This window comes from Rhodococcus sp. UFZ-B548 (assembly GCF_903819475.1).
GTDB classification, from domain to species: Bacteria; Actinomycetota; Actinomycetes; order Mycobacteriales; family Mycobacteriaceae; genus Rhodococcus_F; species Rhodococcus_F erythropolis.
This window is the reverse complement of sequence record NZ_CAIJDS010000005.1, coordinates 59,816-71,603: the sequence shown is the minus strand read 5'-3', so window position 1 is coordinate 71,603 and position 11,788 is coordinate 59,816. Positions and strand designations below refer to the sequence as shown.

Genomic DNA, 11,788 nt, shown 5'->3' with positions numbered 1-11,788 from the left:
GGTCAATCTTTCGCGCGGGCCAGTTCGGACGGCCACCATATACGTTTCCCGATGTCGTGAGAGAGCGCAGGCACCAGGACACTGCGCACGATGATCGTATCGAGCAGCACACCGAAGGCCACGGCAAATCCGATCTCGGCGAGGAAGACCAGCGGCAGGATGCCCAGTACGGCAAATGTTGCGGCCAAGACGATTCCGGCTGAGGTGATCACACCCCCGGTGACCGCAAGACCGCGCAGGACACCTGCGCGGGTGCCGAATTCTCCGGTCTCCTCTCGCACACGGGTCATCAGGAAGATGTTGTAGTCGATACCCAGAGCGACCAGAAACACGAAGGCGAACAGTGGGAACGATTGATCCGCCCCGGCGAACCCGAATACGTGTGTGAAGAAGAATCCGCTCACACCGAGCGTCGCCGCGAAGGAAAGCACCACGGTGACAATGAGAATCACCGGGATCAGCAGAGCACGGAGCAAAGCGGCCAAGACCAGGAAGATCACCACCAACACGATCGGGATGATCAGGTTTCTGTCGCGGACCGAGGCCGCCTGGACATCGAGGGTGGTGGCCGTGCTGCCGCCGACGAGCGCGTCGGCGCCGGGCACGTCGTGGACGGCAGTCCGCAGTCGCTTGACAGTTTCGAGTGCCTGCGGCGAATCGTAAGAGTCGGCGAGGGTTGCATTGATCATGGTTCGGCCGTCGATCGGTGCAACGGTGAAAGCCGCAGGGGCGCAACCCGCAGCGGCGGCTTGTGCGACGGCAGCGGGGTTGGTCTTGATCAGCTCGCTGACCTTTGCGACGTCCACCTGGGTGCAGACGGCGCCGGGATCCTGCGAGATACCTTCGACGCCGCTGGCTGCTTTGATGACGGCGTCGGCCTGGTCGGCGTTTGCGGTGATCACGGCCGGTGCGCCGGCTCCGGGATCGAACTTCGAGTCGTAGAGTTCCTGTCCGACAACAGCGTCCGGACGATTGGTGAAGCTTTCGGTGGATGTCAGGCCATCGGTTTTGAGACTGCCGATCCCGGCCGCGAACAGGATGATCAACAAGACTGTGGCGCCGATCCACAGTGGGCGGTCCTTGCTGCCGACGGCCTCGGCGATCTTGCCCCACATCCCGTGCGTCGTAAGGTCTGCGGCGTGATCGACCTTGGGCTTGCGCGGCCAGAAGACCCACCGTCCGGTGGCGGCCAGAGCGACCGGCATGAACGTCATCATCACCAGATAGGTGCAGGCGATCCCGATGGCGGCGACGGGTCCGAGGCTCTTGTTGGAGTTGAGTTGAGAGAACGTCAGGCAGAGCAGACCGAGAATGACGGTGACAGCCGAAGCGGTGATGGCCGGCGCAGACTCGCGCCAGGCCTTGATCATCGCGTCGAAGCGGTTGGGATACGTGTGCAATTCTTCGCGATAGCGAGAGATCAAGAGTAGGGCGTAGTCGGTACCGGCACCGATCACCAACACGAAAAGGATGCCTTGAGATTGTCCGGTCAGAGTGAGTAATTCGGCTTTCGCGAGGAAATAGATCACCATCGACGACAAGCCGATGGCGAGGAGCGCGGAGAACAGCGGGAAGAACCACAACACCGGCGATCGGTACACGACAAGCAGGATGAGGATCACGACCAGGAGCGCCGCGCCAAGGAGCGCTCCGTCCAGACCGGCAAAGGCGTCGATGAACGCAACGAGTAGCCCACCTGGCCCGGCTGGGAGTACCTCGACATCACCAGCTGCTTGTTTTGCTGCGTCGATGACGTTCTGCTCGGTGGTCGCCAGGACATCGCCTGCCACGGATGTGTCTCCGTCCTTGGCGACGAGTGGCACGAAGATCGACGCAGTTGTGCCGTCGGCGGAGTACTGAGTGGGTTGCATTCCGTCGGCGTCTACTCCGGAGATGCCGGCAATAGCGCCGTACGCCGAGTTGATTGCAGATTTGTCCGCCTCGGTGAGGGCCGAATCTCGATGGAACAGAACAAAACCAGGGATCGTCTCGACCGCGAGGAAGTTCGCGGATTGATTGCTGACGATCGTCGATTCTGCGGAACTCGGCAGGTACGAGGCGTTGTCGTTCTTCTGAACCTCGGCGAGTTTGCCTTGGAACGAACCGCCGAATCCGCCTGCGACGAAGGCAAAGATTGCAAGCGCGATCACGGTGAAGATCGGCAGTCGACGGCGTTTGACCGTTCCGCGCTCGTTCCGTTCTGCATCAGTTGTATCCAGCTTGGTCATGGTTCTCCTCGAACGCAGTCGACCAGCACCAACAAAGCAACGTTTTCCAGTAGAACACGCAATACGGGCGCGGTGGAACCACTTGGAGTGGAATTGACGACGCTACGAAGTGCCTTTGCCGTAAGTCTCGCGGGCTGCGACGTCCATGGGAAAACGAACGACTGTGTCGCCGAACAACAATCGAGTTGCCGAAGCCGCAGCGGCCAGCACGTGGGCGGCACCTGACTCGGGGTTTCGGGTATGCACGACCACTTCGTCGTGCTGGAAGAAGACCAACTCGCCGTCCGGATCTTCGGCGAGGCGTCGCCTGAGGTCGGCGAGCAGGCACAACGCCCACTCGGACGCAGTGGCCTGAACGACGAAGTTTCGCGTGAAACGACCGCGGGCATGAGCGTCGCCGTGGGAGTAGAAGTCGGGAGACGGTGGGGGACAGGCCCGGCCGAGCAGTGACTTCACCACCTCGCCGCGCTCACCTGCCTTGGCAGCTTGCTCGACGTACTCGACGGCGACCGGGAATCGCTTCCGCAACAAGATGAGCAGTGCTTTGGCTTCACCCGCCGTCGCCCCGTACAGGACTCCGAGGATTGCGACCTTGGCTTTTGCGCGATCCCCGCCGAAGGCTTCGGCACCGACAAGTGCGTACAGATCGTCGTCGCCGGCGGCAGCCATCATGCGGCGGTCGCCGGACATGGCGGCCAGAATTCGGGGTTCGAGCTGACCGGCGTCGGCGACGACGAACACGTGGCCCGGATCGGCGACGACGCTCGAGCGCATGGTCTTAGGAATCTGGAGGGCCCCGCCGCCCCGGCTCGCCCACCTGCCGGACACGACACCACCCGGAACGTAGATCGGACGGAATCGATCTCCCCGCACCCAACTGTCCATCCACTGCCACCCGTTGGTGCTGTACAGCTTGGCGAGTTCGCGATGACGAAGGAGTAGCGGCACAGCCGGATGATCGATCTCCTGCAGAAACCACTTGCGCGTCGACGGAAGTTCGATGCCCTGACGCCCGAACGCATCGGTGATCTCCACCGAAGACGAAGGATTGACGGTGCGCCCGAAGACCTCACTGATCTGTGCGGCAAGTTCCTGCATACGAGCGGGGAGGTCGTATCCCGTCGGCCGCGGCCCCAGCCGTTCTTCGAGGAGTTCGCGATGCTTCTGCGTCGAGAACGGAAGGCCCGTGTGCGTCATCTCGGCGGCGCTGAGAGCGCCGGCCGATTCTGCTGCGATCAACAAGTCCAGTCGAGCGTCCGCGCCGATGGTTGCGCGCTGCTCGGCGAATTCGGTGACGACGGCGAGGGGATCGAGAACGGGTGCAGTGTCGAAGAGTCCGAGTCGATCGTCGTCGAACTCCTCGGCAGGCGGTGACGGTTTGCCGACGCGCATTCCGAGTATCGCGCGGGTCAGGGAGATGTCGTGGCACCGCTGAACCCGTACGCCTGCCCGCAATAGCGGTGGGTACACGGTCGCCGTACTCGGCCACACCCACCGCGGGTGCTCGGCTTCCTCGATGGTGCGCACCGCTGCGATCAGGTCGGGGTATTCGACGGGATCGGCGAGCGGCGTTCCACCGGGATCGGTCCGTAGGACAGTTGCCGTCACAGCTCCCGTGGACGTCGTACTACCGGGGACCAGGACAACTCGCACGACATCAGTGTGACGGCAGGGTCCGACACGCCATCGCTCGGCGCTGCTCAGGCCCCGACGAACCGGATGTGCTGACCCGGGCGGGCTTGGCCGAGTCGGTCGATATCTGCGTCCGCGACCACTCCGACCACCGGATACCCGCCGGTGATCGGGTGATCGGCGAGGAACACGACAGGTTGGCCGCTGGGTGGGACCTGGATCGATCCGAGCGCTACGCCTTCGGTGGGGAGTTCGGCGTCATTCGTTCGTTGCAGCAGTTCGTCGGTGCCGACACGATCGAGTCGCGCCCCGATTCGGTCCGAATCGGTGGAGACCGCCCAATTCCCCCGCAGGAGCGATTCGGGGTTGGTGAATCGATCTGCGCGCGGCCCGAATACGACTCGAATGTCGAGAGTCTCGTTTGTCATCGGTGGAACTGGTGCAAGGTCGACGAGCGAGAACGCGGTCGGCGAAGGCCCGATCGGGAGAACAACCTTGGGCTCGAGAGGCGCCGGACCTATCCCGGACATGGTGTCGGTGCTGCGCGATCCCAGGATCTCGGGAACCACAATGCCGCCCCGGACGGTCAGATACGTCCGGAGGCCACTCGGTGCGTAGTCGAGGCGGACGGTCTGACCGACGTCGAGAGCGATCACGCTCGAATGCCCGACCGGAACGCCGTCGCGGTAGGCCTGTGCGGGCGCCCCGGTGAACGCGATCGTTGCTTGTTGCTGCGCCCGAATGCTCAGCCCGCCCAGAAGGACCTCGACGCCTGCCGCGCCCTCGTCGTTGCCGACGAGTCGATTGCCGAGTTTGAGCGATCGCCTGTCCGCAGCACCGGAAACCCCGACGCCCGAGCGAAGGTGTCCGGTCCGTCCGAGGTCCTGGATCAAGCTCAGCGGCCCGGTGTCGAGTATCTCCAGACCGCTCATCGGTCGTCCTCGTTGACGAAGCGCACGCGGCACCCGGGCTGAACGGCGGCCGGTGGCGTTGAGTTCAGGTCCCACATCACGGCGTCGGTGCTCCCGATGATCTGCCAGCCACCCGGCGATGCCCGCGGGTAGATCGCGCTGTATCCAGCGGCCAGGGCGACGGAACCGGCTGGCACTGCGGTTCGCGACTGAGTTCGACGTGGAACGTCGAGCCGAGTGTCGCCTGAAGTCAGGTAGGCGAAGCCGGGTGCGAATCCGATGAAGGCGCAACGCCACATCGCCCCGGTATGGGCCGCAACCACCTCGGAACGGCTCATTCCGAGTGACTGTGCGACGTCGTCGAGGTCGGGCCCGTCGTACCTGACGGCGATGGTGAGTGCATCCGTCTCGGAATGCTCGTCTGTGGTCGCGGCAGAATTGGTTTGCTCGAGATCGTTCAAGCACTTCCGGACGTACGTGAGATCTGCCGCCGGGGTGCACGTGACCAGGACCGTGCGAGCTGCGGGGAGGAAGTCTTCGACCCCGACCGGGGTGTTACGCGTCAGTGCTTCGGTGAACGCGAGAACGTCAGCTTCGGAATCGAGGTCTACGAGAAATGCGCGTTCTCCCGCGGGAAGTATGCGAGTCACAGGGAGGGCTCCCGATCGATTCGAGTCCGCTCCACGTCCGCTCGCATCGCCACGATGAAACTCGCGATGGTGGCTCGCTCGGCCGCGGTGTAATTCCCGACGGTGCTCGCAGCCCGTGAAATGAGGGGGCCGAAGAAGCTCTCGCCCAGAGTGACCGCCGATGGTGTGACCTGCAAGATCACTCGCCGGCGGTCCTCCGAGTCCCGCTCCCGAGCTACGTGCCCCGCTTTGACCATCCGGTCGACCAGTGCAGTCACCGACGCCGAGTTGATCCCGAGCTGTGAGCCCAACCAACCTGGCGTCGCCGATGTGTTCGAGCGCTCGGCATCGAGAAGACAGATCAGTGCGCGGACGTCGGTGGAGTGCATTTTGTATTTGTTCGCAAAGCCGGAAACCGCCACGTTCAAGTCGACGGTCAGTGCGCGAAGCGAGTGGACGATCGCCATCGCTTCGTCTTCTGCATCGCCGACGCTCATGGATGCCTCCAGCCCTGGTGTGTTGTCTCTCGATTGTCTACTATCTCGATAGTCGAGAGAAAATGGGGGTGGGGAATGGACTTCAATCGCGCATACGACGCCGTACTGACCAAATGGCCGCAAAAACCGCTGGGTGTGGATCTCGCAGGCCGGTTCGGCCGAACGCATGTGAACGTCTGTGGACCTGAAGACTCGCGGCCGTTGATCCTTCTGCCCGGGGGAGGTGCCACTTCGACGGTGTGGTTCGACAACGTTGCGGCGCTGTCGAAATCCCGGCGTGTTTTTGCCGTCGACACCCTGGGCGATGCCGGACTCAGCATTCCCAATGGTGATCCGATGAAGTCCGTCGACGATCTGATCGAGTGGATGGACTCGATAGTCGATTGCACCGGCGCCGACACCGTCGATGTGATCGGACACGACTACGGCGCAATGATTGCGTTGGCCTTTGCGCTGCATCGATCGGATCGTGTCGGGAAACTTGTTCTGCTCGATCCTAATTCGAGTTTCGCCGGCATGAAGGCGGGCTACCTTCTGCGTGCGCTTCCGTTGTTGCTGTCCCCGTCGCGAGCACGCCGAAAGCGACTGTTGGAGTGGGAGACAGGTGAGTTGAGTATCGACTCCGACTGGCTGTCTCTTGTGGAAGTGGGCACTTCGGATCTACCGCGACCCGATCTCGTAGTGCCTCAACGTCCTTCGAAAGAGGACTTGAGCGCACTGGATGTCGAGTTGTTGGTGGTCCTCGCACAGGACGGACGGGTGCATGATGCGGAAACGGTGTCGACGTCGGTGCGGGAGAGGATTCCCGCAGCACGTGTCGAGGTGCTGAAAGATGCTTCACATCACAGTATTCCGATGGTTCCCGCCGATGAACTCAACCGAGTGCTCGTCGACTTCTTGGAGGGCTAGCGGATCAGGGTGCGACGACGCACCCCGGACCGATCGGGGTGGCCGGATTGACATCGACCGTTGTGACCGGCCCGCCCGCGGACGTCTGGTAGGCCATCAGAGAATGTTCGCCGGGTGCGGTCGGAGTCCACAGCGTGACGGCGTGGCCGAGTACAACCGGCAAGGTGAAATAGGGATTGACGGTGTCCCAGATCAATTCCTGCGGGAACATGGTCGACGCCCGGTTCAGGTCGACAATCGAGACGTTCGACTCGTCCAACGCTGCTGTCCTGGCAACCACCAGATACGTGCAGCCCGCCCCGTACGGCGTTGTCGGCCCGCTACTGAGACCCGGAAGGACCGTGACGTCTACTACGTCCGCGGAAGCTGACGTCGCGGAACAGATGGCGGCGCTCGCGCTGATGGCGGCGGCGATCACGGTAGTGCGAGCGATTCGTGAAAGTGTCATACCAGCAGGTCGGTTTTATCTGGATGGGTGTTACAGGCAGACTGATCGGATGCGTGCACTTCATCTTCTTCTGGTCGGCTTCGGTTTCCTGCTGGGGTTCCTGATTATTGTTGTCTCCGGCCTGATCGAGTTGGCGTCCGTCGCCTCCCGAACCGATTTCGCCTTTGTCGGTGACTCCGCCGTGTCGGTTGGTGTTTCCAACGAGGCGATCTACACCGCGATCGCTGCTCCACTGGTGGGTGCGCTGTTGGGCTGGCTGTCAGCTGTCATCGCGACGAGGTTCGGGTGGAGCCTCACTCGTGGGAGTGTCACTCCGGCAAGCGAGTGACCAGGGCATTGCTCTTGCTGGTCCGTGGGATATGAGGAAAGGCCCCGACCTCAACAGAGATCAGGGCCTTCCTTTGTATTGCGCTACTTTTGCACCGAGCTACTTCTTGGAGACGCGGAGCAGCTTCTTGTTCACGAACTCGTCCATTCCCCACGGACCGAGCTCGCGGCCGACTCCGGAGCGCTTGACTCCGCCGAAGGGCAGACCGGGCAACGTCGTTCCGTGCTCGTTGACAAACGCCATTCCCACGTCGAGATCGGCAGCGACCGACCGGGCGGAATCGAGATCGCTGCTCCAGACGGACCCGCTCAGACCGTAGACCGACGAATTGGCAAGTTCCACAGCCTCGCTGGCCGACTTGACCTTGTAGACGACGCCGGCAGGTCCGAACAGTTCTTCGCTGTAAGCCCGCATGTCCGGGGTCACGTCTGCGAGCAACGTCGGCTGAACGTAGGCGCCCGGGCCGTCGATCTTCTTCCCACCGGTGAGCAGCGTTGCTCCCTTGGACACAGCGTCGTCGATCTGCTCGATCAGAGTGTCTGCCGCGCTCTGTGAGGACAGCGGGCCCAGGACGGTGGATTCGTCCAACGGGTCACCGGCAGAAACGGATTCGAAGGACGTCGCCAATTTGCGGGTGAAGTCGTCGTAGAAATCTTCGGTGACGATGAAACGCTTGGCCGCATTGCAGGCCTGGCCGGCATTGGACAGACGCGCCTTGGTTGCGGACTTGACGGTGGCATCCATGTCGTCGGAATCGAGGACGATGAACACGTCCGATCCGCCGAGTTCGAGGACGACCTTCTTGAGATTGCGTCCCGCAGTTTCGGCGACGCTGGTGCCGGCGCGTTCGCTGCCAGTCAGTGACACGCCTTGAACTCGTGGATCGGCGATCATGTCCGCGATCTGCTCGTTGGTCGCGAAGACGTTGACGTAGGCGTCGTCCGGCAATCCGGCTTGTCGCAAGATCTCTTCCATCAGCAGAGCCGACTGCGGACAGTTGGACGCGTGCTTGAGAATGATCGTGTTGCCCAGCATGAGATTCGGTGCCGCGAAGCGGGCGACCTGGTAGTACGGGAAGTTCCACGGCATGACGCCGATCAGGGCACCGATCGGTCGCCGGTACACAACCGACTCCTCGGCCCCGGGAACGTCGAGCCGTTCTTCCTCGAGCAACGCCGGACCGTGGTCTGCGTACCACTGATAGATCGCGGCCGAGAGTTGTACTTCGCCCTTGGCCTCGCGGACCGGCTTACCCATCTCCAACGAGATCATTCGGGCCAGTTCGTCCGCCCGCTCTGTGTACAGTTCGGCGGTCTTGCTCAGGACTGCCGCACGTTGCTGTGGCGCACTGTTGCGCCAGGTCAAGTAGCCGCGATGCGTGTTCGCAAGTGCGGCTTCAACTCCGGCGTCATCCAAAGTATCGAATTCCCTGACGGTTTCACCTGTCGCGGGATTGACTGTTTTGTAATTAGCCATAGTTGTACAACGTGCGGAAGGGGGTCGAAGATTCCCGAAACGCGCAATCACATTGAATCGGCCCAACAGGTTTCGATCAAATCCCGGCTGGGTACCATCTCACGCCACTTTGGGGCGATGGGTGCGTTCGTAGCCCTTGCGGTCGTAGAAACGGGTGGTCACGATGCCGAGTACGACGCCGATCAGTAGACCCACCAACGTCATCCAGACGGCATGCAGCAGCCCTGCCTCACCGCGTGCGCCGAAGAACAGGATCGATCGCGTACCCATGTAGATCTGGTGCATCGGCTCGAATTGCGCCAGCCAGGCATACAACCTGGGGCTGGCTTCGAGGGGGATGGTGCCACCGGACGAGGGCAGCGCGAGGATGACGAACACGAACAGGTTGATCAACATGCCCAACGAGCCGAATGCGGCCATCACCGACATCGCCGTGATGCCGACTGCAGTGATGACCAGCGCGCCGTACTCCCACAATGCAAGCCCGTGAGTGACCGGCATTCCGAGGGCGCGACTGATCCACTGGAACAACGCGGAGACTATGCCGGACAACACGATCATGAACGCCCATTTGACGAGCAGCGTCCGAAACCTGTTGATACCCACAACGTCGTTCTGAACGAAGAGCGGACCGAATTCGGTAGGCGCATATCCGAGCATGCCGTCCACCAAGGAATTGACCACGGTTGCTCCGGTGAATCCCGCAAGGACCAACAGCAGCGCGAAATAGAATGCAACCAAACCGAATCCGGTGCCGTCGGGAAGCGGATCGTGGGCCACCGTGAGTACGTTCACCGGATTTTCGAGCAGCAGGCGGCTCGCTCCTGAGATCTGGGTTCCGGTGCCTCCCGCTTCCAACTGCTGGGTGACCAGGGTGGTGAGTTGCTCGCCCATGTTCTTGTTGACCGAGGCGAGGGCTGTAGTTCCGATCGACTGGACCAGAGATGCGGATACGGAACCGGCGCGCGGATTGGTGTAGATCGTGATGATCGGTTGCTCTACGTCACCGGCGACGACGCTGGCCTCCGCCAGGATGATCGTCCTCTTCGTGAAATCACTGGGAATCACGATCGCGCCGTACAGCGTGCCGGAGTTCAACCGAGATTGGGCTTCGGCGATACCGATCTGCTGCAGGTCGATCTTCTGGTGGTCGATTCCGTTTTCGAGGCCGGCGACGATGTCGTTTCCGAAATTCTTGCGGTCGGCGGGGTCGCCGCCGGGGAGGGTGTCGCCTTCGTCCTGGTTGACCAGGGCGATCGGGAACTGGTCCAGGTGTTTCTTGGGGTCGAGTATTCCGCCCATGTACAGCGCTGCCAGCGCCGACATCAAGAGGGTGACCACTATCAACGGCGTCAACCAGAATCGTGGTGTGTGCATGACGGTGCGGGCAGACGGCTCCGTGTTCTTGCTCATCGTCAGTCGACCGGCTTTCTTTCGCGCGGAGTTCCTCGGGCTGAGCGTAAACGCAAAGGTGCGCCGGGGCAGTCTTTCGATCTGCCCACGGCGCTGGAGACCTGCCCGGCCGGCGGCGGGTCAGCTTGCCGGCAGTCTCATCCGAAAAGGCTGAGAACGGATCGGTAGGGTATGGCCCGCGGCAACCCTGCCGAGACGATTTCGGAGAAACCGTTGACCAACGTGCTGATAGTTGTCCTGATACTCGTAGTGATCGCTGCCGTCGCGTTTGTGGTCCTGCGTGGACGCCAGGGGAAGCCGAATGCTCGCGTGGACCCGCTCGCCGACTATCCCGAGGTGTACGACCCCCACAAGATCGGGGTCGGCGACATCATCACGTACGCGGGTATCGACCACGTTGTTCGAGGGACCATCACGCTCGACGAAGAGGGATACATCTGGCGTGAGCACCTTCTCGACGGGTCGACCGGTCGTCGTTGGCTGACAGTGGAGGACGACGAGGGCGAACTCGAGATGACTCTCTGGATGCGTCGAGAAGGAACCAACCTGGTCCCGAACGGCGACGTCATTCTCGACGACAAGGTTCACCGCAAGATCGAAAGTGGAACGGCGAAGTTCACGGCCGAGGGTACGACGGGTACGGCCCCCTCCGGCTCGATGGAATACGCGGACTACGCGACCGCCGACAAGACCGGGCTGATCGCATTCGAGAAGTGGGCGCGCGGACAGTCGTGGGAGGTTTCCACGGGACGTGCGGTCACCCGCAGCGAACTCACCGTCATCCACTCGGGCCCACCGGAATGAGTCTGTATCGACTCGATGTGGAACCGACCGACGTGAATGCCTCGGCACTGGGGTTGGTGCTGGGAGCCCCCTCGCCGCCGACCCTCGCCGAGTTGGTGATCGAAACTTCCGATGCGACGTTGACACTCGGAGTGCTCGGGGCATCTCACGTGGTGACGGCCCGGGCGTCGGGAAAGGAACTGACCGAGCAGGTTTCGTGCGATGCTCTTGCCGCCGGCGGTGAACCCTTGCCGTCAGTGGAGTCCACGGGAAACTACCGGTTCGAGTCTTCGTCGCTGATCCTGGACCGAGTCGAATTCGATTCGGAAGCTGCATCGTTGAGAGAGTCCGCCGGCCAGGACGGTTGGATCTGCGGATCCTTTCCCGGCGACGACACAGCGTTGACCGCGTTGTGTGGCGTGCGAGACCGCCAGGGGTGGAGTTGGCAGAGTTGGCATTTGTACCCGGGGGAGGGGACAGGAGTGATCGTGAAGACGCGCAGTAGGTGGCGCCCGTGAGGGGGCGGACGTGGTT

The 11,788-nt window shown here is 62.2% G+C and carries 12 protein-coding genes; 4 read left to right on the top strand and 8 right to left on the bottom strand.

Going from position 1 to position 11,788, the window contains the following annotated elements; all coding sequences use genetic code 11:
• Nucleotides 1-2: 2 nt before the first annotated feature.
• From H7C86_RS07485 to H7C86_RS07465, 5 genes are all read right to left on the bottom strand, one after another.
• Nucleotides 3-2,228, bottom strand: coding sequence for an MMPL family transporter (locus tag H7C86_RS07485; protein WP_046379348.1), 2,226 nt, complete (start codon nucleotides 2,226-2,228; stop codon nucleotides 3-5).
• 102 nt (nucleotides 2,229-2,330) lie between these two features.
• Nucleotides 2,331-3,881 carry a bifunctional 3'-5' exonuclease/DNA polymerase gene (locus H7C86_RS07480; protein ID WP_182261330.1) on the bottom strand — a complete coding sequence of 517 codons (1,551 nt, stop codon included), beginning with the start codon at nucleotides 3,879-3,881 and terminating at the stop codon, nucleotides 2,331-2,333.
• Nucleotides 3,882-3,928: 47 nt separating this feature from the next.
• Nucleotides 3,929-4,792: a biotin-dependent carboxyltransferase family protein gene (locus H7C86_RS07475; RefSeq protein ID WP_084325378.1), complete on the bottom strand. Its 864-nt coding sequence runs from the start codon at nucleotides 4,790-4,792 to the stop codon at nucleotides 3,929-3,931.
• Entirely contained in the window at nucleotides 4,789-5,421 is a 633-nt protein-coding gene (locus tag H7C86_RS07470) for an allophanate hydrolase subunit 1 (RefSeq protein ID WP_097386833.1), read from the bottom strand. The genes H7C86_RS07475 and H7C86_RS07470 overlap by 4 nt, the downstream gene beginning before the upstream one ends.
• Nucleotides 5,418-5,897 (bottom strand): MarR family transcriptional regulator, encoded by a 480-nt coding sequence (locus tag H7C86_RS07465; RefSeq protein WP_141488342.1) that lies wholly within the window; start codon nucleotides 5,895-5,897, stop codon nucleotides 5,418-5,420. The genes H7C86_RS07470 and H7C86_RS07465 overlap by 4 nt, the downstream gene beginning before the upstream one ends.
• A gap of 75 nt (nucleotides 5,898-5,972) precedes the next feature.
• Between H7C86_RS07465 and H7C86_RS07460 the strand changes: the two genes are divergently transcribed.
• Entirely contained in the window at nucleotides 5,973-6,806 is an 834-nt protein-coding gene (locus H7C86_RS07460) for an alpha/beta fold hydrolase (RefSeq protein ID WP_182261329.1), read from the top strand.
• 4 nt (nucleotides 6,807-6,810) lie between these two features.
• Here H7C86_RS07460 and H7C86_RS07455 read toward each other — a convergent pair whose 3' ends face one another.
• Nucleotides 6,811-7,254 (bottom strand): hypothetical protein, encoded by a 444-nt coding sequence (locus H7C86_RS07455; protein WP_020970887.1) that lies wholly within the window; start codon nucleotides 7,252-7,254, stop codon nucleotides 6,811-6,813.
• A 49-nt stretch (nucleotides 7,255-7,303) separates the two neighbouring features.
• Here H7C86_RS07455 and H7C86_RS07450 point away from each other — a divergent pair, with 49 nt between their 5' ends.
• Complete coding sequence (locus tag H7C86_RS07450; protein WP_182261328.1) at nucleotides 7,304-7,582, top strand: hypothetical protein; 279 nt, start codon at nucleotides 7,304-7,306, stop codon at nucleotides 7,580-7,582.
• A gap of 99 nt (nucleotides 7,583-7,681) precedes the next feature.
• Here the strand turns inward: H7C86_RS07450 and H7C86_RS07445 are convergent, their stop codons facing one another.
• On the bottom strand, nucleotides 7,682-9,058 hold the full coding sequence (locus H7C86_RS07445; RefSeq protein WP_021345629.1) for an NAD-dependent succinate-semialdehyde dehydrogenase: 1,377 nt from the start codon (nucleotides 9,056-9,058) through the stop codon (nucleotides 7,682-7,684).
• A 99-nt stretch (nucleotides 9,059-9,157) separates the two neighbouring features.
• Complete coding sequence (locus H7C86_RS07440; protein WP_021345628.1) at nucleotides 9,158-10,471, bottom strand: YhgE/Pip domain-containing protein; 1,314 nt, start codon at nucleotides 10,469-10,471, stop codon at nucleotides 9,158-9,160.
• Between the two features lie 171 nt (nucleotides 10,472-10,642).
• Between H7C86_RS07440 and H7C86_RS07435 the strand changes: the two genes are divergently transcribed.
• Together H7C86_RS07435 and H7C86_RS07430 are read left to right on the top strand one after the other, a co-directional pair.
• A complete protein-coding gene (locus H7C86_RS07435; RefSeq protein ID WP_019745427.1) occupies nucleotides 10,643-11,275 on the top strand; it encodes a DUF4178 domain-containing protein in 633 nt (210 codons plus the stop codon).
• A complete protein-coding gene (locus H7C86_RS07430) occupies nucleotides 11,272-11,772 on the top strand; it encodes a DUF2617 family protein (RefSeq protein ID WP_182261327.1) in 501 nt (166 codons plus the stop codon). Before H7C86_RS07435 ends, H7C86_RS07430 begins: the two co-directional genes overlap by 4 nt.
• Nucleotides 11,773-11,788 lie beyond the last annotated feature (16 nt).

Coding starts and splice junctions, on each gene's coding strand:
- H7C86_RS07485 (WP_046379348.1), bottom strand. CDS start 2,228: ATGACCAAGCTGGATACAACTGATGCAGAACGGAACGAGCGCGGAACG.
- H7C86_RS07475 (WP_084325378.1), bottom strand. CDS start 4,792: ATGAGCGGTCTGGAGATACTCGACACCGGGCCGCTGAGCTTGATCCAG.
- H7C86_RS07465 (WP_141488342.1), bottom strand. CDS start 5,897: ATGAGCGTCGGCGATGCAGAAGACGAAGCGATGGCGATCGTCCACTCG.
- H7C86_RS07460 (WP_182261329.1), top strand. CDS start 5,973: ATGGACTTCAATCGCGCATACGACGCCGTACTGACCAAATGGCCGCAA.
- H7C86_RS07455 (WP_020970887.1), bottom strand. CDS start 7,254: ATGACACTTTCACGAATCGCTCGCACTACCGTGATCGCCGCCGCCATC.
- H7C86_RS07450 (WP_182261328.1), top strand. CDS start 7,304: ATGCGTGCACTTCATCTTCTTCTGGTCGGCTTCGGTTTCCTGCTGGGG.
- H7C86_RS07445 (WP_021345629.1), bottom strand. CDS start 9,058: ATGGCTAATTACAAAACAGTCAATCCCGCGACAGGTGAAACCGTCAGG.
- H7C86_RS07440 (WP_021345628.1), bottom strand. CDS start 10,471: ATGAGCAAGAACACGGAGCCGTCTGCCCGCACCGTCATGCACACACCA.
- H7C86_RS07435 (WP_019745427.1), top strand. CDS start 10,643: ATGGCCCGCGGCAACCCTGCCGAGACGATTTCGGAGAAACCGTTGACC.
- H7C86_RS07430 (WP_182261327.1), top strand. CDS start 11,272: ATGAGTCTGTATCGACTCGATGTGGAACCGACCGACGTGAATGCCTCG.